22 protein-coding genes and 1 other RNA gene are annotated in these 22,118 nt (G+C 72.9%); 16 read left to right on the top strand and 7 right to left on the bottom strand.

All coding sequences use genetic code 11. The annotated features are described in order from the left end of the window. Nucleotides 1-2: 2 nt before the first annotated feature. The 5 genes from prfB to LFA75_RS05440 all read left to right on the top strand — a co-directional run bounded on the left by prfB (nt 3) and on the right by LFA75_RS05440 (nt 4,349). Nucleotides 3-1,079, top strand: coding sequence for a peptide chain release factor 2 (prfB, locus tag LFA75_RS05460; protein WP_404820966.1), 1,077 nt, complete (start codon nt 3-5; stop codon nt 1,077-1,079). Nucleotides 1,080-1,158: 79 nt separating this feature from the next. Further along, nucleotides 1,159-1,848: a cell division ATP-binding protein FtsE gene (gene ftsE, locus LFA75_RS05455; RefSeq protein ID WP_091237996.1), complete on the top strand. Its 690-nt coding sequence runs from the start codon at nt 1,159-1,161 to the stop codon at nt 1,846-1,848. A 24-nt stretch (nt 1,849-1,872) separates the two neighbouring features. Then, nucleotides 1,873-2,757 carry a permease-like cell division protein FtsX gene (gene ftsX / locus LFA75_RS05450; RefSeq protein WP_225232670.1) on the top strand — a complete coding sequence of 295 codons (885 nt, stop codon included), beginning with the start codon at nt 1,873-1,875 and terminating at the stop codon, nt 2,755-2,757. 177 nt (nt 2,758-2,934) lie between these two features. Continuing rightward, a complete protein-coding gene (gene smpB / locus LFA75_RS05445) occupies nt 2,935-3,417 on the top strand; it encodes an SsrA-binding protein SmpB (protein WP_091237991.1) in 483 nt (160 codons plus the stop codon). Next, on the top strand, nt 3,414-4,349 hold the full coding sequence (locus LFA75_RS05440; protein ID WP_225232669.1) for an NADP-dependent oxidoreductase: 936 nt from the start codon (nt 3,414-3,416) through the stop codon (nt 4,347-4,349). Before smpB ends, LFA75_RS05440 begins: the two co-directional genes overlap by 4 nt. A 16-nt stretch (nt 4,350-4,365) precedes the next feature. Here LFA75_RS05440 and LFA75_RS05435 read toward each other — a convergent pair whose 3' ends face one another. Together LFA75_RS05435 and LFA75_RS05430 are read right to left on the bottom strand one after the other, a co-directional pair. Then, complete coding sequence (locus LFA75_RS05435) at nt 4,366-5,763, bottom strand: MFS transporter (RefSeq protein ID WP_225236011.1); 1,398 nt, start codon at nt 5,761-5,763, stop codon at nt 4,366-4,368. Between the two features lie 281 nt (nt 5,764-6,044). Further along, on the bottom strand, nt 6,045-6,665 hold the full coding sequence (locus LFA75_RS05430; protein WP_225232668.1) for a TetR family transcriptional regulator: 621 nt from the start codon (nt 6,663-6,665) through the stop codon (nt 6,045-6,047). Between the two features lie 80 nt (nt 6,666-6,745). Between LFA75_RS05430 and LFA75_RS05425 the strand changes: the two genes are divergently transcribed. Genes LFA75_RS05425 through LFA75_RS05410 form a run of 4 tightly spaced genes read left to right on the top strand, consistent with a single transcriptional unit; the run spans nt 6,746 to nt 10,096 of the window. After that, nucleotides 6,746-7,636 (top strand): amidohydrolase family protein, encoded by an 891-nt coding sequence (locus LFA75_RS05425; RefSeq protein WP_225232667.1) that lies wholly within the window; start codon nt 6,746-6,748, stop codon nt 7,634-7,636. Nucleotides 7,637-7,647: 11 nt separating this feature from the next. Beyond that, nucleotides 7,648-8,625: a GNAT family N-acetyltransferase gene (locus LFA75_RS05420; RefSeq protein ID WP_225232666.1), complete on the top strand. Its 978-nt coding sequence runs from the start codon at nt 7,648-7,650 to the stop codon at nt 8,623-8,625. A gap of 20 nt (nt 8,626-8,645) precedes the next feature. After that, entirely contained in the window at nt 8,646-9,533 is an 888-nt protein-coding gene (locus LFA75_RS05415; protein WP_225232665.1) for an SCO6745 family protein, read from the top strand. Continuing rightward, nucleotides 9,530-10,096, top strand: a complete 567-nt coding sequence (locus tag LFA75_RS05410; RefSeq protein WP_225232664.1) for a carboxymuconolactone decarboxylase family protein — start codon at nt 9,530-9,532, stop codon at nt 10,094-10,096. The genes LFA75_RS05415 and LFA75_RS05410 overlap by 4 nt, the downstream gene beginning before the upstream one ends. On the opposite strand, the gene LFA75_RS24260 is transcribed toward LFA75_RS05410, so the two are convergent. Then, the gene (locus LFA75_RS24260) at nt 10,093-11,511 is read right to left on the bottom strand and encodes a hypothetical protein (RefSeq protein WP_455428452.1); all 1,419 of its coding nucleotides are present in this window, start codon (nt 11,509-11,511) and stop codon (nt 10,093-10,095) included. The two genes, LFA75_RS05410 and LFA75_RS24260, sit on opposite strands and share 4 nt — an antisense overlap. Here LFA75_RS24260 and LFA75_RS05405 point away from each other — a divergent pair. The 3 genes from LFA75_RS05405 (at nt 11,465) to LFA75_RS05395 (ending at nt 13,623) form a co-directional block, all read left to right on the top strand. After that, nucleotides 11,465-12,733: a magnesium and cobalt transport protein CorA gene (locus tag LFA75_RS05405; RefSeq protein ID WP_455428451.1), complete on the top strand. Its 1,269-nt coding sequence runs from the start codon at nt 11,465-11,467 to the stop codon at nt 12,731-12,733. The two genes, LFA75_RS24260 and LFA75_RS05405, sit on opposite strands and share 47 nt — an antisense overlap. A 68-nt stretch (nt 12,734-12,801) precedes the next feature. After that, nucleotides 12,802-13,177: a transfer-messenger RNA gene (gene ssrA / locus LFA75_RS05400) on the top strand. A gap of 101 nt (nt 13,178-13,278) precedes the next feature. After that, on the top strand, nt 13,279-13,623 hold the full coding sequence (locus tag LFA75_RS05395; RefSeq protein ID WP_225232662.1) for a ribonuclease E inhibitor RraB: 345 nt from the start codon (nt 13,279-13,281) through the stop codon (nt 13,621-13,623). Nucleotides 13,624-13,656: 33 nt separating this feature from the next. Here LFA75_RS05395 and LFA75_RS05390 read toward each other — a convergent pair whose 3' ends face one another. After that, nucleotides 13,657-16,032, bottom strand: a complete 2,376-nt coding sequence (locus LFA75_RS05390) for an ATP-binding cassette domain-containing protein (protein WP_225232661.1) — start codon at nt 16,030-16,032, stop codon at nt 13,657-13,659. 80 nt (nt 16,033-16,112) lie between these two features. Between LFA75_RS05390 and LFA75_RS05385 the strand changes: the two genes are divergently transcribed. Together LFA75_RS05385 and LFA75_RS05380 are read left to right on the top strand one after the other, a co-directional pair. Beyond that, entirely contained in the window at nt 16,113-16,985 is an 873-nt protein-coding gene (locus tag LFA75_RS05385) for a sigma-70 family RNA polymerase sigma factor (protein ID WP_225236010.1), read from the top strand. Beyond that, nucleotides 16,982-17,218, top strand: coding sequence for a hypothetical protein (locus tag LFA75_RS05380; RefSeq protein WP_225232660.1), 237 nt, complete (start codon nt 16,982-16,984; stop codon nt 17,216-17,218). Before LFA75_RS05385 ends, LFA75_RS05380 begins: the two co-directional genes overlap by 4 nt. A gap of 5 nt (nt 17,219-17,223) precedes the next feature. Here LFA75_RS05380 and LFA75_RS05375 read toward each other — a convergent pair whose 3' ends face one another. After that, nucleotides 17,224-17,610 (bottom strand): DUF1304 domain-containing protein, encoded by a 387-nt coding sequence (locus tag LFA75_RS05375; protein WP_225232659.1) that lies wholly within the window; start codon nt 17,608-17,610, stop codon nt 17,224-17,226. A 4-nt stretch (nt 17,611-17,614) separates the two neighbouring features. Continuing rightward, nucleotides 17,615-18,649, bottom strand: a complete 1,035-nt coding sequence (locus LFA75_RS05370; RefSeq protein ID WP_225232658.1) for a uroporphyrinogen decarboxylase family protein — start codon at nt 18,647-18,649, stop codon at nt 17,615-17,617. 95 nt (nt 18,650-18,744) lie between these two features. On the opposite strand from LFA75_RS05370, the gene LFA75_RS05365 reads away from it, so the two are divergent. Then, entirely contained in the window at nt 18,745-19,815 is a 1,071-nt protein-coding gene (locus tag LFA75_RS05365) for an alpha/beta fold hydrolase (protein WP_225232657.1), read from the top strand. A gap of 51 nt (nt 19,816-19,866) precedes the next feature. After that, nucleotides 19,867-20,724, top strand: coding sequence for an alpha/beta fold hydrolase (locus LFA75_RS05360; protein ID WP_225232656.1), 858 nt, complete (start codon nt 19,867-19,869; stop codon nt 20,722-20,724). On the opposite strand, the gene ggh is transcribed toward LFA75_RS05360, so the two are convergent. Beyond that, on the bottom strand, nt 20,690-22,111 hold the full coding sequence (ggh, locus tag LFA75_RS05355; protein WP_225232655.1) for a glucosylglycerate hydrolase: 1,422 nt from the start codon (nt 22,109-22,111) through the stop codon (nt 20,690-20,692). The genes LFA75_RS05360 and ggh overlap by 35 nt on opposite strands. Nucleotides 22,112-22,118 lie beyond the last annotated feature (7 nt).

Here is a 22,118-nt window from a genome sequence, read left to right as displayed (position 1 = left end):
GCATGGACGCCCTCGACGGCACGCTGAAGTCCATCGAGACCGTCCTCAAGCTCGACGACCTGCGCGACGAGATCCGCGACCTCGAGCAGCAGTCCGCCGCGCCGGACCTCTGGGACGACGTCGAGGCCGCGCAGAAGCTGCCCTCGCGGCTGTCCTACCTGCAGGGCGACCTGCGCCGGGTCGAGGACCTGCGCAGCCGGATGGACGACGTCGCCGTGCTGTGGGAGATGGCCGCCGAGGAGGACGACGAGGCCACCCGCCTGGAGGCCGAGCGCGAGGTCGAGAGCCTGCAGAAGGCGATCGAGGAGCTCGAGGTCCGCACCCTGCTGTCCGGGGAGTACGACTCCCGCGAGGCGCTGGTCACGGTCCGGTCGGAGGCCGGGGGCGTGGACGCCGCCGACTTCGCCGAGATGCTGCTGCGCATGTACCTGCGCTGGGCCGAGCGCAAGGGCTACCCGACCGAGGTCTACGACACCTCCTACGCCGAGGAGGCCGGGATCAAGTCGGCCACCTTCGCCGTCAAGCAGCCCTACGCCTACGGCACGCTCTCGGTCGAGCAGGGCACCCACCGCCTGGTGCGCATCTCGCCCTTCGACAACCAGGGCCGCCGGCAGACCTCCTTCGCCGGGGTCGAGGTGCTGCCCGTCGTCGAGCAGACCGACCACGTCGACATCCCCGAGAACGAGATCCGGGTCGACGTCTTCCGGTCCTCGGGCCCCGGTGGGCAGTCGGTGAACACCACCGACTCCGCCGTCCGGATGACCCACATCCCCACCGGGATCGTGGTGTCCTGCCAGAACGAGAAGTCCCAGATCCAGAACCGGGCCGCGGCCCTGCGGGTGCTGCAGGCCCGGCTGCTCGTCGTCCGGCAGCGCGAGCAGAAGGCCGAGATGGACGCGCTCAAGGGCGAGGGCAGCAGCTGGGGCAACCAGATGCGCTCCTACGTCCTGCACCCGTACCAGATGGTGAAGGACCTGCGCACCGAGGTGGAGAGCGGGAACCCCTCCAACGTGCTCGACGGGGACATCGACGCCTTCGTCGAGGCCGGCATCCGCTGGCGCAAGCAGCAGGAGCAGTAAGCCGCCGAGGTGTAAGGCTCCGCCCGCAGCACGGCGAGCCGACCAGGATGACCAGGTTCGGCGGGTACGGTCAGTCCCCGTGATCGAATTGCAACACGTCACCAAGGTGTACCCGACGAGCCCGCGGCCGGCCCTGGACGACGTCTCCATGGAGATCGACAAGGGCGAGTTCGTCTTCCTCATCGGTTCGTCGGGATCGGGCAAGTCCACGTTCCTGCGGCTGCTGCTGAAGGAGGACAACCCGACCAAGGGCACGATCAAGGTCAACGACAAGACCTTGAACACCATGAGCAAGTGGCAGGTGCCCAAGCTGCGCCGCACGATGGGCTGCGTCTTCCAGGACTTCCGGCTGCTGCGCAACCGCACGGTCGCGGAGAACGTCGCGTTCGCCCTCGAGGTGATCAACAAGCCCCAGCGCACCATCCGCCGGGTCGTGCCCGAGGTGCTGGAGATGGTCGGCCTGGAGGGCAAGGCCGAGCGCCTGCCCACCGAGCTGTCCGGTGGTGAGCAGCAGCGCGTCGCGATCGCCCGCGCGTTCGTGAACCGGCCGCTGGTGCTGCTGGCCGACGAGCCCACCGGCAACCTGGACCCCGAGACCAGCCAGGGCATCATGCTGCTGCTGGAGCGGATCAACCGCACCGGCACGACCGTGGTCATGGCCACGCACGACTACCACATCGTGGACTCGATGCGCCGCCGCGTGATCGAGCTGAACGACGGTCAGGTGTCCCGCGACCAGTCGCGCGGCGTCTACGGCGTCGGTCGCTGACCCCCCGAATTCCCGAAGGAACCCATGCGCGTCAACTTCGTCCTCTCCGAGGTGGCCACCGGGCTGCGTCGGAACCTGACCATGACGGTCGCCATGATCCTGACGACCGGCATCTCGCTGGCCCTCATGGGCACCGGCCTGGTCATCGCCAACATGATCAGCGACATGCGAGCGATCTACTACGACAAGGTCCAGGTCTCGATCTACCTGACCGACGACGTCACCGAGGAGCAGCGCGAGTCCATCGCGACCGAGCTCGACTCCTCGCCCGAGGTCGCGAACTACATCTACGAGTCCAAGGCCGAGGCCTACCAGCGGTTCACCGAGCAGTTCTCCCAGCAGCCGGCCCTGGTCGAGAACACCGACCCGAACGCGCTGCCCGAGAGCTTCCGCGTCGAGCTGGTCAACCCGGAGCGGTACTCGGTGATCGCCGCCGAGTTCCCGAACGGGCAGAACGGCGTGGACCAGGTGCGCGACGAGGGCGACTTCCTGGACCGGTTGTTCAGCCTGCTCAACGGTGCCCGGAACGCGACCATCGCGGTGGCCGTCGTCCAGGCCCTGGCCGCGTTGCTGCTGATCTCCAACACGATCCAGCTCGCGGCCTTCAACCGGCGCAACGAGACCAACATCATGAGACTCGTCGGAGCCTCCCGCTGGTACACCCAGCTGCCGTTCATCCTCGAGGCCGCGCTCGCCGGCCTGCTCGGTGGGTTGCTGGCCACGGTGGGCCTGGTGCTGACCAAGGTGCTCTTCATCGACCGCACCCTGGCCGGCCCCATCCGCGCCGGGATCATCCCGCCGGTCGACTGGGGTGTCATCGCCACGATCAGCCCGGTCATCACCGGTGCCGGCATGGCCCTCGCGGCGATCGCGGCGTACGTGACCCTGCGGCTGTACGTGCGGCTCTAGCGGCGATGTGAGTTGCGGGGCGACCGTAGAGTTGACCCCGGACCAAGGCGAGGCGCCCTGCGGGGGCGGGTTGAGGAGTGGGGGCCGGAGGCTCCCGCGATCGATGCCCGGGGTGCGCTCGTCGCAGCTGGGGACGGCACCTGGAGCGGTGTCGTCCGGAGGACGACGAGGTGCAGAGTGCCGCGAGAACAGGGGCGGAAGTTCATCGCCCAGAACAAGAAGGCGCGGCACGACTACTCGATCCTCGACACCTACGAGGTCGGGCTCGTGCTGACCGGCACGGAGGTCAAGAGCCTGCGGATGGGTCGCGCGTCGCTGGTCGACGGGTTCGCCATGGTCGAGGACGGCGAGGTGTGGCTGCACCACGTGCACATCCCGGAGTACACCGAGGGCACCTGGACCAACCACACCCCCCGCCGCAAGCGGAAGATCCTCATGCACCGCAGCGAGATCGAGAAGCTGGTGGGCAAGACCAAGGAGGGCGGGCTGACGCTCGTCCCGCTGGACCTGTACTTCAAGGACGGCCGGGCCAAGGCGACGCTCGCGCTGGCCAAGGGCAAGAAGAGCTACGACAAGCGCCAGGACCTCGCGGAGAAGGACAGCCGCCGGGAGATGGAGCGGGCGTTCGGCCAGTACGTGAAGAGGGGCGGACGACGATGAGCGGGACCATGCGGGGGATCGCCTACGACACCTTCGGCGGTGTCGAGGTGCTGCAGCTGCGCGAGGACCTGCCGGTCCCGCCGGTGGGTCCGGACGTCGTCCTGGTCCGGGTGCACGCGGCCGGGGTCAACCCGGTCGACGTGGGCATCCGGTCCGGCGGGCTGGCGGAGCTGTTCCCGCACCACTTCCCGGTCGTGCCGGGCTGGGACGTCTCCGGCGTCGTGGAGCGGGTCGGTCCCGCCGTGACCGCGTTCGCCCCCGGCGACGAGGTGTTCGGCTACGTGCGCCGGGACGACGTCGGCCTGGGCACCTGCGCGGAGCTGGTCGCCGCGCCGCAGCGGTGCCTGGCGCACAAGCCGGAGTCGCTGTCCTTCGCCGAGGCCGGGGCGCTGCCGCTGGCCGGGCTGACCGCCTACCAGGCGCTGACCGAGGTGCTCGACGTCGGTGAGGGCGACCGGGTGCTGGTGCACCGCGCCGCCGGCGGGGTGGGGTTCAACGCCGTCCAGATCGCGGTGGCGCTGGGTGCGCACGTGATCGGCACGGCGAGCGCGAAGAACCACGGCTTCCTCCGCGAGGCCGGCTGCGCCGAGGTCTACGACTACGCCGACGGCCCGCTGAGCGAGCAGCTCTCCGAGCCGGTGGACGCCGTCCTCGACCTGGTCGGCGGGGCGACGCTGGCCGACGCCCCGGACCAGGTCCGCGACCCGGCCCGGATCGCCTCGGTGGTCGACCCGGCGGTCAACGACCTGGGCGGGCAGTACGTCTTCGTGCGACCCGACGCCCACGACCTGGAGGAGCTGGCCCGCCTCGCCGACGACGGCCAGCTGCGGGTCCCGGTGGCCAAGGCGTTCCCGCTGGAGCGCACCGGCGAGGCGCACGAGCTGGTGGCCGCCGGCCACGTCCGCGGCAAGGTCGTCGTCACCCTGCGCTGACGTGGCCGGCGGTCGGTCAGACCGCCAGCGCCGCGTCGGCGGGCAGGTCGTCCTTGCGCGCGGACACCAGAACGGCGCCGAGCAGCAGGGCCAGCGCCAGGAAGCCGGCGCCCCAGACGAAGGCCACGTGGTAGCCGTGCACGAACGCGGCGGCCGGTGACTCCCCGGGGTTCTCGGCGAGGTAGCCGGTCACCGACGAGGCGTAGAACGTGCTCAGCAGCGCCAGCCCCAGCGAGCCGCCGACCTGCTGGGCGGTGTTGAGCACCGCGGAGGCGACCCCGGAGTCCTGCTCGGAGACCCCGACCAGGGCGGTGCTGGACGCCGGCACGAAAACCGCGGCCAGGCCGAGGCTGATGACGACCTCGGCCGGGAGCACCTCGGTGACGTAGGAGCTGGTCACCCCGATGCGGGTCAGCCAGAGCATGCCGACCGCGGCCAGCAGCAGGCCGACCACCATCAGCGGCCGCGGCCCGACGCGGGGGAGCAGCTGGGAGACCACGCCGGCGCCCAGGATGATGCCGCCGCTGAAGGGCAGGAAGGCGAACCCGGACTCCAGCGGGGTGTAGCCCAGGGTCTGCTGGAAGTAGAAGGTCAGGAACAGGAAGATCGCGAACATGGCGGCCCCGACCAGCAGGAAGACCAGGTAGGACCCGCCGCGGTTGCGGTCGAGCACCACCCGCAGGGGCAGCAGCGGGTGGCTGGTGCTCCGCTCGCGGACCACGAAGCCGACGAGCAGCACCGCGGCGGCGGCGAGCAGCGTCAGGGTGACCGGGTCGCCCCAGCCCACGCCCTCCTCGGCGGCCTTGTTGAACCCGTAGACCAGGCTGGCCAGCCCGGCGGCCGACAGCAGGACGCCGGGGATGTCGAAGCGCCGGTCGCCGGTGGCCCGGCTCTCGGTCACCAGCGTGACGGCGAGGACGGCGGTGACCGCCGCGATGGGCACGTTGATCCCGAGCGTCCAGCGCCACGAGGCGTACTCGGTGAGCACCCCGCCGAGGATCAGGCCGATGGCCGCCCCGCCGCCGGAGATGGCGCCGAAGACCCCGAAGGCGCGGGCCCGCTCCCGCGGGTCGGTGAAGGTCACGGCCAGCAGGGACAGCGCGGCCGGTGCGAGCAGGGCCGCGAAGGCGCCCTGCAGCGCGCGGGCGGCGAACAGCAGCTCCTGGTTGGCCGCGATGCCGCCCAGCGCGGAGGCCAGGGCGAACCCGCCCAGCCCGACGAGGAAGGCCCGCTTGCGGCCGATGAAGTCCGCGATCCGGCCGCCGAGCAGGAGCAGCCCGCCGAAGGTGAGCGTGTAGGCGGTGACGACCCACTGGATGTTGGCCGCGGAGATGCCGAGGTCGGCACCGGCGTCGGGCAGCGCGATGTTCACGACCGACACGTCGAGCACGATCATCAGCTGGGCGACGGCGATGACCGCCAGCGCGAGCCATCGGCGGGGGGCGGGGCCGGGCGGGGGGGGGGCGGGCCGCCCCGGGGGGGGGGGGGGGGGGGGGGCGGGGGGGGGGGGGGGGGGCGGCCGGGGGGGGGGGGGGGCCGGCTCTTTTTCACAACTGGCGCCGCCGGCGAAGCGCCCTTCTTTGGTATTTGGGGGGGCCGGCTCGTCTCCAAAAAAAAAACAGCATACAAGCCGCCGTGACTACTGTGCAGGAGACACCGTACCGATATCGCANGAGGGGTGCCGGTGAGGGGTGGTCAGCCCACGGGGTGGGCGAGACCTGCGCCGGCCCAGCGCAGGCAGTCGCGGAGGATCTGCAGGAAGTCCTCGAAGGGGTCGTCGACGTCCCAGGCCTCGATGGCGGTGGCGACGGCGGCGACGGCGGTGTTGAGCACGAGGGCGGCGTGCACCCGGTCGGCGTCGGGGGACCGCCGGGTCAGCCACTCGTGCAGGTCGGGGTAGAAGGTGTCGCAGGTGCCCTGCGCGGCGGAGCACACGTCCGGTGACTGGGCGGTGAGCCGCTTCTGCAGGGGCAACCGGTCGGCCAGGGACGCCGCCAGCGCGAGGGCGACGTCGGTCATCGCCGTCCAGAGCGGGACGTCGTCGGGGACCTGGTCGAGCATCTCCTGCCAGCGCTGGACCTCGACCGGGTCCAGGTCGAAGAGGACGGCCTCCTTGCTGGGGAAGTAGCTGAAGAACGTGGTGCGGGAGACGCCGGCCTCCCGGGCGATGTCCTCCACGCTGACCGCGTCGAAGCCGCGTTCGCCGATCAACCGCAGCGCGGTGGACCGGATCGTGCGCCAGGCCGCGAGCTTCTTGCGCTCGCGCAGGCCCTGCACGGCGTCGACCACGCACCGCTGTCCTGTCGTCCTGGCCACGGGAGGAGGCTAGACCGAAAACTGGACGCAGTGCAAGTTTTTACGCAGTCCGGTTTTCGGGATCGTCCTAGGGTGACGTCGTGGTGCACCCGCCGGTCGACGACGCCGACGTCCCGCGGTACCTGGCCGAGCTGGGGATCCCCGGGATGGTCGACGTGCACGTGCACTTCATGCCCGAGCGGGTGCAGGCGGCGGTGTGGGCGTACTTCGCCCAGGCGGAGACGCACTACGGCGCGCCGTGGCCGGTCACCTACCCGGGGACCGTCGACGAGCGGTTGGCCCAGCTCGCGCAGCTCGGCGTCCGGGCGTTCTCGGCGCTGAACTACCCGCACAAGCCGGGGATGGCGGCCGGGCTCAACGACTGGTCGGCGGCGTTCGCCCAGGACCACCCGCAGGTGCTGCAGTCGGCCACCTTCTTCCCCGAGCCCGAGGCCGCGGACTACGTTCCCGCGGCGATCGGGGCCGGCGCCCGGGTGTTCAAGGTCCACGTGCAGGTCGGTTCGTTCGACCCCCGGCACCCGCTGCTCGAGCCGGTGTGGGCCGCGCTACAGGACGCCGGCACCCCGGTGGTCATCCACTGCGGGTCGGGGCCGCTGGCCGGGGAGCACACCGGACCCGCGCCGATGGCCGGGCTGCTCCAGCGGCACCCGCGGCTGCAGCTGGTGATCGCGCACCTCGGCATGCCGGAGTACGCGGAGTTCCTGACCCTGGCCGAGACCTACGACGGCGTCCGGCTGGACACCACCATGTTCGCCACCGACTTCACCGAGGCGCTCATGCCCTTCGACCGCGCGTTGCTGCCGCGGCTGGCGGCGCTGGGGGACAAGGTGCTGCTCGGCAGCGACTTCCCGACCATCCCGTACCCCTACGCCCACCAGCTCGCCGCCCTGCACCGGCTGGGTCTGGGCGAGGGGTGGCTGCGGTCGGTCCTGTGGGGCAACGGGGCGCGGCTGTTCGGGCTCACCCCCTAGGGTCGGTACCCGTGCCCTTCCCCGCCGGACTCACCGACCGCCCCCTCACCCGGGACGACCTGCCGGCGGTCGCCGCGCTGTACGCCGCGGCCGAGCAGGTCGACGACACCGGCGAGCACCACGACGCGCACGACCTGGCCGAGTACTGGTTCGCCCCCTACGTCGAGGTCGAGCACGACCTGCGGGTGGTGCTGGACGGCGACGACGTCGTCGCGGTCGGCACCACGGTGGCGCCGCCGACCTTTCGGGACGCCTACGCCGTGCACCTGGACGGCCGGGTGCACCCCGACCGCCGGGGCGAGGGCATCGGCCGCGCCCTGCTGGACTGGCAGGTCGCCCGGGGCACGGCGGTCCACGCCGCCCGCCACCCGGAGGCGCCGGGCCGGCTGACCGTGCTGGCGCAGTCGACCATCGCCGGCCAGGAGGGCCTGCTCCGCCGGGCCGGGTTCGCACCGGCCCGCTGGTTCCAGCAGATGTCCCGACCGCTCACCGGGCTGCCCGAGCCCCGCACCGTCGAGGGCGTGCAGCTGGTGCCCTTCGACTGGGCGCGCGACGAGCAGGTGCGGCACGCCCACAACGCCGCGTTCACCGAGCACTACGGCTCCAGCGAGCGCGACCGCACCTCGTGGGAGGCGATGTTCACCGGGCAGCGCGCCTTCCGGCCCGACCTGTCGGTGCTCGCCGTGGGCGACGGGGACGTGCTGGGCTACGTGCTCGCGTACGTGCACGACGCGGACACCGCGGCCACCGGTGAGGTCGACGCCTACTACGGCCAGATCGGCGTGGTGCCGGCCGCCCGCGGGCGCGGGCTGTCCAAGGCGGTCATCACCGCGGCGCTGGCCGCGGCGTCCGCGGCCGGGTGCGCGAGCGCGTCGCTGGAGGTCGACACCGACAACGTCAGCGACGCGCAGGGCCTGTACGAGGCCATGGGCTTCCGGGTCCGCCGCACCCAGGTCTCGTGGTCGGTCCAGCTCGCACCGCAGGGGTGACCGACCAGTAGGGTCCGGGCATGGTCACTGTGGATCAGCTCACACCGGCGGGGGTGGACGCCCGGCTGGCCGCCCGCGCCCACCGGGCGATCGAGCCGCTGCACTCCCACCACTACTTCAGCCCCGAGCTCGACGAGCAGCTCGCGGCGGCCGGGCTGCGGCCGGGCCGGATGACCTACTTCGCCGGCCGGGCCGCCCCGATGGGCGCGGTGTCCCCGGGTGTGGTGACGGCGACCTTCTACAACTTCGCGCCGGCCCTGGTGGCCCGGCACGTGCCCCGCTGCTGGACGCTGGCCACCCCGGAGACCGTGGTCGCCGCCCGGTTCGCCAGCGCCGGGGACTCCCTGACCCGGCTGCTCGGCGACACCCCGCTGGCCGACGTCGTCGAGCTCGGCGACCTGCTGGCCGAGGCGTCCACCGTGCTGACCCCCGAGGCCCGCCCGCTGTACGCCGGGCACGCCGACCTCGAGTGGCCCACCGACCCGGTGGTCCGGCTGTGGCACGCGGTGACCCTGCTGCGCGAGCACCGCGGCGACGGGCACCTGATGGCGCTGCAGCTGCACGGGCTGTCCGGGCTGGAGGCGCTGGTGACGCACACCGCGACCGGCCGCGGGTTCACCGTCGAGGCCGCCCAGCGCACCCGGGGCTGGTCGCCCGAGGAGTGGGCGGCGGCCCAGGACGGCCTCGTCGCCCGCGGGCTGGTCGACGAGCACGGAGCACTGACCGAGGACGGCGTGGCCCTGCGCGGGGCCGTGGAGGAGGCGACGGACACGATGAGCACCCAACCCTTCGAGCACCTGGGGCCCGAGCGCACCGCACGGGTGGTGGAGCTGGCCAAGGGCATGGCCCGCACCCTGGTCGGCAACGGCGCCTACCCGGCCGGCGTCCTGGCGGGTGGTCAGCGGTGAGCGGCACCCACCACGAGGCGACCGGCCCGGCCCGGCTGCCCTTCCCCGAGGTCGCGCCGGACGACGCCGCGGTCGCCGAGCGGATGGCGGCCCGCCGCGGCGGCGAGCTGTCCGCGCTGGACCGGCTGCTGCTGCACAGCCCGCCGGTCGCCGACGGCTGGAACGAGCTGCTGGGCGCGCTCCGGCACCGGTCGTCGCTGGCCGCCGACCTGCGCGAGCTGGCCATCCTGCGGGTGGCCGTGCTGAACAACGCGGCCTTCGAGTGGGTCGCCCACAAGGACGCCGCCCGCCGCGCCGGGGTGACCGACGCCCAGATCGACGCGCTGTACGAGCAGGACCCCTCGACGCACTTCGACGCCCGGCAGAACCTGGTGCTGGAGCTCACCGATGCCTCGACCTGGGGCATCGAGGTGCCCGAGCTGCTGTTCGACCAGGTCCGCGCGGAGTTCAGCGAGCGCGAGATCGTCGAGCTGATGGTCACCATCGGCGGCTACGCGATGGTCAGCCGGTTCCTGGTCGCGCTGCAGGTGCCCCCGCCCGAGGGCGAGGTCGGCTCCAGCTAGGGCGCGACCAGCAGCACCCGGGCGTCGTCCCGGGCGGTGACCGCCCAGCCGGCGGCCACCGCCTGGGCGACCAGCGGCCGGTCGGGGGTGAGCAGCAGGCACCCGACCCCGGCGGCGGTCAGCGTGTCCAGCGCGCCGTCCGCGCCGTCCATCAGCCGCTCGGTGGCCAGCAGCGCCGGCATGCCGTAGACGTCGTTGCGGCCGTCGGCGGAGACCAGGACGCCGTCCTGCCCGCGGAGCAGGGTGAGCAGACCGCCCTCGTCGTACTCGTTGAGCACCCGGCACCCGTCGGGGATCGCCGCGACGGTCGCCGCGGTCGGGAACAGCGGTCCCGGTCGTCCGAACGAGCCGGGGCTGGTGAGCGCGACGGCGACGACCGTCGCCCCGATCGCCACCGGCAGCGCCCAGGACAGCCGGCGCACCAGCCGCGGCACCCGGCCCGGGGTGACCGCGGGCAGCACGGCGGCCACCGCGGGCAGGGCCACCAGCACGGCCATGGGGGAGAAGCGGGCGGCGGTCACCCCGCCGATCACCAGCACCGCGACCGCCCCGACCCAGCAGGGCAGCCACCCGGGGACCCGGTCGGCCGCGGCCGCCCGGCGCCAGGCCAGCACCAGCACGGCCAGGCACAGCGCGGCGGCGACCCAGGTCATCGCCAGCACCGGCTTGGCCCGCCACAGCGGGGCCCACTCGTCGATCAGCGCCGTGGACTCGTCGGCGGTGTGCCCGGCCGCGGCCACGATGCCGGTGCCGAGCGGGGAGGCCAGGCAGCCCAGGCCCACCGCTCCGACGACCACGGCGGGTCGGACCAGCTGCCCGGCGACGTCCCGCCAGCGGCGCTCGCGGACGGCGGTGCGGACGGGTCCGGCGAGGACGGCGAGACCGACCCCGCCGGCCACCGCGGCGAACCCGCCGAGCGCGGCCAGGTGCAGGTTGACCCACAGCGCGGTGAGCCCGACCAGGCCCGCGGCCCCGAGCAGGGCCGACCGTCGTCCGGTGCCCAGGAGCACCCGGGCGGCCAGCCCGACGAGGAGGACCAGCGCGGCGTAGCTGACCGTCTGCGGCCGGGCCGACAGCCAGGCGGTCAGCGGGACGACGGCCAGCGTGGACACCACGGCCAGCGCGGGCGCCGCGGCACCCAGCCGGCGTCCGACCACGACGACCGCGACGCCGACCAGGGACACCGTGAGCACGGTGAACCAGCCCAGGCCCGCCCAGCCGCCGAGCCGCCAGGCCAGGTCGACCAGGACGTCGTAGCCCCAGGAGTTCGGGTGCCACGGTGTCCCGGCGGCGTTCCAGCTGTCGTCCTCCACCAGCGCTGTGGTGCGCCGGGCCAGGACCTCGGCGCCGGTGGTGATCTGCCAGTAGGTGTCGCCCTCGGCGAACGCTGTCGACCGGGCGAGGGCGACCAGCACGAACGGCAGCGCCCCGCCCAGCAACGCCGCGTCGCGCCACCGGTGGCGGGGCGCGGCGGTGGTCGGGGGNGACCGCCGCCGTCCCCCGCTCACCGCCCCGCTGACCGCGCTCAGCACGCTCACCCGCCGTCCCCGCCCCGCCGGGCTGGCCCCCGAGCCGGTCACCCGGCTCGAGCTGCCGGGCCGGGCGCCCAAGCTCATCGACAACGCCGTCTACAGCGCCGGCCGGCGGGTGGACACCCCGGAGTCGCCGGAGGAGAGCCGCACCTGGCTGCGCCTCACCGATGGGTTCACGGAGAACCGGCTGGCCTGGCTGGGGCTGTACCGGCCCGAGCCGCACCAGGTCGGCGAGCTCGCGGAGCTGTTCGACCTGCCGGAGCTGGCCGTCGAGGACGCCATCCACGCCCACCAGCGGCCCAAGTTCGAGCGCTACGGCGACACGCTCTTCGTCGTCCTCAAGGCCGCCCGGTACCTCGACGCCCGCGAGGAGGTGGAGTTCGGCGAGCTGCACCTGTTCCTGGGGCGCGACTTCGTGATCACCATCCGGCATGCCGAGTCCCCGGACCTCGCCCGGGTCCGCCGGCGGCTGGAGAGCGACCCCGAGCTGCTGGCCAAGGGCAGCGAGTCGGTGCTCTACGCGATCCTGGACGCCGTCGTCGACGGGTACCTGCCGGTGCTGGCCGGGCTGGACAAGGACATCGACGAGATCGAGCTCGAGGTGTTCCGCGGGGACCCGAAGGTGTCCCGGCGGATCTACGAGCTGTCCCAGGAGGTGCTCGACGTGCAGCGGGCCACCGCCCCGCTGGCCGGGATCTGCGCGGCGATCACCGCCGGGTTCGAGAAGTACGCCGTCGACGAGGACCTGCGGGCCGCCCTGCGCGACGTGGCCGACCACGTCACCGGCATCAACGAGCGGGTCGACGCCTTCCGCTCCCAGCTGCGGGACATCCTCACGGTCAACGCCACCCTGGTCGCGCAGCGGCAGAACGAGGAGATGAAGACGCTCTCGGAGACCTCGATCGCCCAGGGCGAGGAGGTCAAGAAGATCTCGGCCTGGGCGGCCATCCTCTTCGCCCCGTCGCTGGTGGGCGGGGTGTACGGCATGAACTTCCAGCACATGCCCGAGCTGACCTGGGTGTTCGGCTACCCGTTCGCGCTGACCCTGATGTTCGGCATCAGCCTGGCGCTGTACGTGATCTTCAAACGCCGCGACTGGATCTGACCCGCCCCCGGGGTGAATCGGGAAGCTTCCGGGCGGATGGCGGGTTACGATCTCCGTACAACTGCACAGGGGGTGATTGGTCTCGACTTCGGTCGGGTCACCAGGGGAAGCGAGCCGAGGAAGCCAACGATGAGCTCGTTAACCACGCGTTGGAAAACACACAAGCGCCGACTCCAGTCAGCGCGACTTCGCTCTCGCTGCGTAAGCAGCCAGAGTGAGTCTGTCAGCCCGGGTTTCGTCATCGGCCCGGATCCTGGCATCAGCTAGATGACTCACCGTGCTGGTCGGTCGCGGACCGGCACGGGACACCACACAGCGACTGGGCCTGTCGTCCCGACCTGTTCGTGGGATCGGGAAGGTCGAGCAGGGACTACGCGGACTGCGCTCGGAGAAGCCCTGGTCGCGCGTCGAAGGACGCGGGTTCGATTCCCGCCACCTCCACCATCACAGCAGTACCCCTTGCAGAGGTAGGCAGAGCCCGGACGGTCCACGGACCGCCCGGGCTCTGCTGCGTCGTGGCCGCCCGGTGGCTACCGTCCGCAGCCATGACGTCGGAGCTGACCGAGCACCACGAGGCCAACGCTGCGCTGGTGCAGCAGCGGATCGGGATGGGGGACCACCCAGCGTCCCCGCGACCGCTGGACCACCTGGTCGTCGTCCCCCGCACGCACGCGGCCGCGGTGCAGTCCGACCTGGAGGCGGCCGGGTTCCGGGTGGACGGCGTGCAGCGGGGTCTGCGGCGCGCCCGGATCGAGTTCTCCCGCATCGACGCCGCCGACCTCGACACGGCGGACGCGTTCACCCGGGAGATCGTCGAGATCGTCGGTCGCCACGGCGGCGGGTACGACGGGTGGGCCGGCTATCTGGTCGCCGGCCCGGCAGGGGGCTGACGGAGGCGGGCGCGGTTCGCCGACCGCCGCCGGTCAGGCGCCGACGTAGGCGGCCAGGTGCTGGCCGGTGAGGGTGCCGCGGTCGGCGACCAGCTCGGCGGGGGTGCCCTGGAAGACCACCCGGCCGCCGTCGTGGCCGGCGCCGGGACCGATGTCGATGATCTGGTCGGCGTGGGCCATCACGGCCTGGTGGTGCTCGATGACGATCACCGACCGGCCGGCGTCGACCAGCCGGTCGAGCAGGCCCAGCAGCTGGTCGACGTCGGCCAGGTGCAGGCCTGTGGTGGGCTCGTCGAGCACGTAGACGGTGCCGCCCTCGCCCATCTGGATCGCCAGCTTCAGCCGCTGGCGCTCGCCGCCGGACAGCGTGTTCAGCGGCTGCCCGAGGGTCAGGTAGCCCAGCCCGACGTCGACCATCCGGCCCAGCACCTTCTGCGCGGCCGGGGTCTTGGCCGCGCCGGTCCCGAAGTACTCCAGCGCCTCGGTGACCGGCAGCGCGAGCACCTCGGCGATGTTCTTGCCCTCGAGCCGGTACTCCAGCACCGCGGCCTGGAAGCGCTTGCCCTCGCACTCCTCGCAGGGCGTGGAGACGGTGCCCATCGTCGGGATCTCGGTGATGATCACGCCGGCGCCGTTGCAGGAGGGGCAGGCGCCCTCGGAGTTGGCGCTGAAGAGGGCGGGCTTGACCCCGTTGGCCTTGGCGAACGCCTTGCGCACCGGCTCCAGCAGCCCGGTGTAGGTGGCCGGGTTGCTCCGCCGGGACCCCTTGATCGCGGTCTGGTCGATGCTCACCACGCCCTCGCGCCCGGCCACCGAGCCGTGCACCAGCGAGCTCTTGCCCGACCCGGCGACCCCGGTCACCACGGTGAGCACGCCCAGCGGGATGTCCACGTCGACGTCGCGCAGGTTGTGCGTGCTGGCCCCGCGCACCTCGAGCACCCCGGTCGGCGTGCGCACCGTCGGCTTCAGCGTCGCCCGGTCGTCGAGGTGCGTGCCGGTCAGCGTGCCGCTGGCCCGCAGACCCGCCAGCGACCCCTCGTAGACGACCTGCCCGCCGGCGGTGCCGGCCCGCGGGCCGATGTCCACCACGTGGTCGGCGATCGCGATCGTCTCGGGCTTGTGCTCGACGACCAGCACGGTGTTGCCCTTGTCGCGCAGCTGCAGCAGCAGGGCGTTCATCTTGTCGATGTCGTGCGGGTGCAGCCCGATGGTGGGCTCGTCGAAGACGTAGGTGACGTCGGTCAGCGAGCTGCCCAGGTGCCGGATCAACTTGGTGCGCTGGGCCTCACCACCCGACAGCGTGCCCGCGGGCCGGTCCAGCGACAGGTAGCCCAGCCCGATGTCGGTGAACGCGTCCAGGGTGTCCCGCAGGCCGCCGAGCAGCGGGGCCACCGACGGCTCGTCGAGCCGGCGGATCCAGTCGGCCAGGTCGCTGATCTGCATCTGGCACAGCTCGGCGATGTTCTTGCCGGCGACCAGGGACGAGCGGGCGGTGTCGTTGAGCCGGGTGCCGGCGCAGTCCGGGCAGGTGGTGAAGGTGACCGCGCGCTCGACGAACGCCCGGATGTGCGGCTGCATCGAGTCGACGTCCTTGCTGAGGAACGTCTTCTGGATCTGCGGGATGATCCCGAGGAAGGTCAGGTTGATGCCCTCGACCTTGATCTTGGTGGCGTCCTGGTACAGCAGAGCGCGCAGCTCGCGCTCGGGCAGGTCGCGGATGGGGACGTCGCAGTCGAACAGGCCGCAACCGCGCAGGATCCGGCCCTGCCAGCCGTCCATCGACCAGCCGGGGATGGTCAGCGCACCCTCGTTGATGGTCTTGGTGTCGTCGTAGAGCGCGGTGCGGTCGAAGTCGGTGACCGACCCGCGGCCCTCGCACCGGGGGCACATGCCGCCCTGCACGCGGAACTCCTTGCGCTCGATGTTCCGGCCGGCCTCGGGGTCGCCCTTCTCGACGGTCACCCCGCCCTTGCCGCTGACCGTGGCGGTGTTGAACGAGAACGCCTGCGCCGAGCCGATGTGCGGGGTGCCGATCTTGGCGAACAGGATGCGGAGCAGGGCGTTCACGTCGGTCGCGGTGCCCAGGGTGGACCGCGGGTTGGCGCCCATCCGCTCCTGGTCGACGATGATCGCGGTGGTCAGGCCGTCGAGCAGGTCGACGTCGGGCCGGGCCTGGCTGGGCATGAAGCCCTGCAGGAACGCCGGGTAGGTCTCGTTGATCAGCCGCTGGGACTCCGCGGCGATGGTGGCGAAGACCAGCGAGCTCTTGCCCGACCCGGAGACCCCGGTGAAGACCGTCAGCCGCCGCTTCGGGATCTCGACGTCGACGTCCTTGAGGTTGTTCTCCCGGGCGCCCAGCACCCGGATCAGGTCGTGGGTGTCGGCCGGGTGCGTCGCGGGGCTGTCCACGGCGTGCTGTCTACCGCATCCGGGCGACAATTCCGACCCGGTCACACCCCGTGGGGCCGGGTCGTCAGGAGGCTGTGGAGATGGTCGAGGAGTTCGAGGCGGAGCGGCCCAGGCTGACCGCCCTGGCCGCGCGGGTGCTGGGTGACCGGTCCGAGGCCGAGGACGTCGTCCAGCAGGCCTGGCTGCGGCTGCACCGCACGGAGACCGAGGTGCTGGACCTGCCGGCCTGGCTGACGACGGTCACCACGCGGCTGTGCCTGGACCGGCTCAAGGCCCGCACCCCGGTGCCCGTCGAGGAGCTGGAGGACGTGCCGGATCCGGTGGCCGACCCCGCCGACGAGGTCGCGCTCGCCGACACCGTGGGGCTGGCCCTGCAGGTGGTGCTGGACCGGTTGCCGCCGCGGGAGCGGGTGGCCTTCGTGCTGCACGACAGCTTCGGGTTCGCGTTCCCCACCATCGCCGCGGTCCTGGACACCACCCCGGCCGCCGCCCGCAAGCTGGCCTCCCGGGCCCGCGCCCGGATCGCCCAGCCCGCAGCCGAGGACCGGCTGGCCGACTGGGTGGTGGTGGACGCCTTCATGGCCGCCGCCCGCGGCGGCGACCTGGCCCGGTTGCTCGAGCTGCTGGCGCCCGGTGCCGGGGTGACCGCCGACGCCGCCGCGCTGCAGGCCGGCACCCCGGAGCGGATCGAGGGCAGGGACGCGGTGGCCGCTTTCTTCGACGGCAGTGCGCACGCGGCGCTGCCGGTGCTCGTGGACGGCCGGGCCGGCTACGCCTGGTACCACCGCGGCGAGGCCAAGGTGGTCTTCGACTTCGCCGTCGCCGACGGCGTGGTGCAGGCCATCACCTTCCGCGCCGAGCCCGACCTGCTGTCCCGGGTCGAGCGCCGGTCACACCCGGACGACGGCCGTCGTCAGGGAGATGAACACCCCCGAGAGAGGACCGAGACGTGAAGACCATGACCTGCGCCCAGCTGGGTGGCCCCTGCGACCTGGCGCACCGCGGCGAGGACGCCAACGCCGTCATCAACGCCCAGGACCAGCACCTCAAGGAGGCGGAGAAGGCCGGCGACGCCAGCCACCAGGAGGCCCGGGACGCGATGAAGGGCCGCTGGCGGCACCCCAAGAAGTCGATGGACTGGTACCGGGGGATGCAGAAGGCGTTCGCCGACCTGCCCGAGGACTGAGGGCCTCAGGAGGTGAGCCCCACCGCCAGCGCCACGATGCCCAGCAGCGGTGGGGTGAGCTGGATCAGCGCGGGCCGGGTCTTGCTGCGGTCGGACAGCAGCAGGACCAGCCCGGCGGCCACCATCGACCCGGCCCCGACGAACACCAGCGTGGCGCCCACGGCGGTGCCGCCGGCGGCCACGACCACGATGCCGACGGCGATCTCGACGGCCAGGAACAGGTTGTAGAAGCCCTGGTTGAACGCCATCGACCGGGTCTCGCGCGCCTGCTCGGGCGTGGTGCCGAAGGTGGCCCGGGCCCTGTCGCCGGTCCAGGCGAGGGACTCGAGCACGAAGATGTACAGGTGGACGGCGGCGGCGATGCCGGCGAGGACCAGCCCGGCGACGAGCACGGCGCTACAGCTCGCCGCGCACGAGCTCGGCCGCCGTCGCCAGCGCCCGCATCTTGCCCGCGGCGGCCTCCCGCGGCAGGTACTTGAGGCCGCAGTCGCTGGACAGCACCAGCTTCTCGACGTCCACGTGGTCCAGGGCGCGGCGGACCCGGTCGGCGACCTGCACCGGCGTCTCGACCTCGGGCGTCGAGAGGTCCAGCACGCCCAGCGCGATGCCCTTCCCGCGCAGCGGGGCCAGCGTCGCGGGGTCCAGGCTGGACTGCGCGGTCTCCACCGAGATCGCGTCGGCGGTGACGTCGGCCAGCTCCGGCAGGAAGGAGTAGCCGTCGGGGCGCTGGGCGACCATCGCGGCGTAGCCGAAGCACAGGTGCACGTGGGTGGTGCCGGTGGCGCCCTCGAGCGCCCGGTTGAGCACCTCCACGCCGTACTGCCGGGCCACGTCGGGCCGGGCCTGCAGCCACGGCTCGTCCAGCTGGACGACGTCGGCGCCGGCGGCGAAGAGGTCGGCGATCTCGGCCCGGACCACGTCGGCGTAGGCCAGCGCCAGCTCGCGGTCGCTGCCGTAGAAGTCGTCCTGCGCCTGCTGGGCCATGGTGAACGGCCCCGGCACGGTGATCTTGACGGCCCGGTCGGTGTGCGCGCGCAGGAACCGCACGTCGTCGGCCTGCACCGGGCGCGGCCGGGTGATCGGGCCGGTGATCCGCGGGACCGGGATGTCCAGGCCCGAGCGGTTGCGCACCGTGCCCGGGTTGTCCAGGTCGATGCCCTCCAGCGCGGTGGCGAAGTGGTTGGAGTAGGACTCCCGGCGGATCTCGCCGTCCCCGACGATGTCCAGCCCGGCCGCCTCCTGCGCGCGGATGGTGACCAGCGTGGCGTCGTCCTGCGCCTCGGCGAGGTCGGCCTCGGGGATGCGCCACAGCTCGGCGGCCCGGACCCGTGGCGGGAACTGGTGGCCCAGCCGGTCCCGGTCGATCAACCACCCGGGCTGCGGCAGGCTCCCGACGACGGTGGTGGGCAGCGGCGGCAGCGGGCGGGGCATGGCGTCGATCCTGCCCGACCGCGGGGCTGTCGCCGTCGCCGGTCATGGGAGAGGGTGAGCGGCGTCACCCCACCCGGCTCGACGAGGAGCTGTCCGTGCTCGAGAACCCGTTCTACGCACCTGAGGTCCAGGGCCCCTACGAGATGCACTCGCTGGGGTCCTTCGACCTCGAGGAGGGCGGGACCATCCCGGACCTCCAGCTCGCCTACGCCACCTACGGCGTGCTGAACGAGGCCATGGACAACGCGATCCTGGTGCCCACCTGGTTCAGCGGCACCCACGCCACCTGGTGGCAGGTCTACCTCGGCCCCGGCCGGGCGCTGGACCCGGAGAAGTGGTTCATCGTGGTGGTGAACCAGATCGGCAACGGGCTGTCCACGTCACCGCACACCACCGACGACCCCTCCATCGCGATGTCGAGGTTCCCGAAGGTCCGGATCGGGGACGACGTCCGGGCGCAGCGGCAGCTGGCCGCCGACCTGTGGGGCATCGAGCGGTGGGCACTGGTGGTCGGCGGGTCGATGGGTGCGCAGCAGGCCTACGAGTGGGCCGTCCGGTACCCCGACCAGGTCGCCCGGTGCGCCCCGATCGCCGGCACCGCGCAGAACACCCCGCACGACTACCTGTTCACCCAGGCGCTGATGGACGCGATCACCTCGGACCCCGGCTGGGCCGGCGGGGAGTACAGCTCGAACGCCGAGGTCGCCGCGGGGCTGCGCCGGCACGCCGACATCTGGGCGATCATGGGGCTGTCCACGGAGTTCTGGCGGTCCGGGTTCTGGAGGGGCATCGAGCTGCCCGACGTGCACTGGGACACCTTCACCGAGTTCCAGGAGCGCTTCACCCAGGCGGTCTTCGGCGCGATGGACCCCAACGCGCTGCTGAGCATGGGCTGGAAGTGGCAGCGCGGCGACGTCGCCCGGCACACCGACGGCGACCTGGCCGCGGCGCTGGGGCGGATCACCGCGGTGACCTTCGTGATGCCGATCGACGAGGACATGTTCTTCCCGGTCCGCGACTGCCGGCGGGAGGCCGAGCTGGTCCCCGGCGCCGAGCTGCGGGTGCTGCCCAGCATCGCCGGGCACTTCGGCCTGTTCGGGTTCGAGAAGACCTACCTGGACGCCGTCGACGCCAACCTCTCGGAGCTGCTGGCCCGGCCGGCCTGAGGCAGCCGGAAAGCAGTCGCGCCCCGGCCCGGGGTCCGGCACGGTGGCGGCATGGAACGCACCGTGCCGGTCGCCGACGGGGTCGAGCTGTGGGTCGAGGAGCGGGGCGACCCCGGGGCGCCGGCGGTACTGCTGGTGATGGGCGCGGCGTCGTCGGGCCTGTTCTGGCCCGACGCGCTGGTCGACCGGCTGGCCCGGTCGTACCGGGTCGTCCGGTACGACCACCGGGACACCGGCCGGTCGACCGCGGGCAGCTCCTACGCGCTGCGGGAGCTGGCCGACGACGCGGTCGCCGTCCTCGACGGCCTGGGGATCGACCGGGCGCACGTGGTCGGCATGTCGATGGGCGGCCTGCTCACCCAGCTTCTGCTGCTGGACCACCCCGACCGGCTGCTGAGCGCCACGCTGTTCGGCACCGGACCGCTCGGCGGGGCGCCCGGCGAGCCCGCGCCCGGGCCGTCGGCGGAGCTGCTGGCCTTCTGGGCGACCATGGGCGAGCCCCGGGACGACGAGGCCGAGCTGGCCTGGCGGGTCGAGCACTGGCGGCTGCTGCACGGCGACGGCATCCCGGTCGACCCGGCGGAGTGGCGCGCGCAGGAGCTGCGGGTGGCCGAGCACTCCGGCGGTCTGCTGCCCGCGACGGCCCACGCCACCGCCGACCAGTCCGGGCTGGCGCGGGGCGCCGAGCTGGCGTCGGTCGCCGTCCCGGTGCTGGTCGTGGAGGCGCCGGCCGACCCCGCGTACCCGCCGCCCAACGCCCGACGGCTGGCCGACGCGCTGGGGAACGCGCACGTGGTGACCGTCCCGGGCATGGGCCACGCGCTGCCGGCCGCCGTCCTGGCCCCGCTCGCCGACGCGATCGAGGCCCAGCTGGTCAGCCCGCGCGGCGCGGGGGACCGGCCGGGGTGACGGCGGGCAGCTCGCTGGTCAGCAGCCGGACGTGCTTGCGGCGCCCGGGCCGGCGGGCGGCCAGGAAGTCCAGGGCGATCGCCGCCGTCCACGACTGGTCCCTGCTGCCCAGCTGCTCGCCGGTGATCGGCTGGTAGTACTCGGCGAAGTCGCACTCGACCAGCTGGGCCAGCCCGGCCAGCCGGAGCGCGTTGGCCGCCTCCTGCTCGCCGGACCGGTTGAGCGCCCAGGCCATCAGCCAGTTGAGCACCGGCCACTGCGGTCCGCGCCAGTAGGTGCGCTCGCGGAAGTGCGGCGAGGCCGGCGACACCGACGGGACGACGGGCCACCGCAGCCGGGAGTGCCCGCACCAGCGGGGGCCCAGCAGCAGGTCGCGCTGGCGGCGGATGAGCGCCTCGTCCCCGCCGCAGACCAGCGGGGCGAACCCGGCGGCGGAGTCGACGTCCAGGTACCGCCCGGTGCGCAGGTCCAGGTCGCGGGCCAGGCCGGTGCCCGGGTCCACCGAGCGCAGCACCCCGGTGCGGAACCGGCGGGCGATCGCCCGGGACTCCTCGACGCCGTCCACGATGCCCAGCTCCGAGCCCATGTCGGCCAGCAGGTCCGACGCCGCGGCCAGCAGCGCCGACACCAGGACGTCGCCGACCACGAAGTCGCCGGTGGCCCGGTAGGCCGCGTCGTCGTAGCGGGCCCGGACCTTCTGCTCGACCAGCCACAGGTACTTGGCGTACTCGCCGTCCGAGGGACGCTGCGAGGGGTCGCTGACGTGCGCCAGGTCCCGGCGGACGAACGGCGGCATGTCTGGGCCCGGGTGCACCTGGGCGTAGGGGGCGTCCCAGCGCGGGGAGTCGTCCATCCCGGACTCCCAGCCGTGGTGGATCTCGACCAGCCCGTGCGCGTACGGGTCGCGGGCGGTGGCCAGGTAGCGGTGCCAGGCCAGCCAGCGCGGGAACGTCTCCACCACGAAGGCCTCGGCCAGCTCCTGGTCGGCACCGCCCTTGCGCCGGGCGTCGTGCAGGATCCGGGACAGCGCGATCACGTGGATCGGCGGCTGGGTGATGCCCGAGGTGAGCACCCCGGCCGGCCGGGCGGCGGCGACCTGGGTGCGCCAGCGGTCCGGGTCGGGGAAGTAGTCGCTGGGGGAGTGGAACAGGATGTGCGGGATCATCCCGGTCGTCCACTGGCCGCCGAGCAGGGTGCGCAGCTCGTCCAGCGCCCGCGGCACCGACACCGTGGCGATGCCCAGGGCGACGAACCCGGCGTCCCAGCTCCACATGTGCGGGTAGAGCGTGGGCGAGGCGACGGTGAAGCGGCCGCGGTCATTGCCCTTGAGCACGTAGCCGGCGCGGCCGGCCATCAGCGCGATGTCGTTCGGGGTGGGCTGGTACATCGGGCTC

It is taken from the genome of Klenkia terrae (assembly GCF_900491935.1).
GTDB classification, from domain to species: Bacteria; Actinomycetota; Actinomycetes; order Mycobacteriales; family Geodermatophilaceae; genus Klenkia; species Klenkia terrae.
This window is presented reverse-complemented; position numbering and strand designations above follow the sequence as displayed.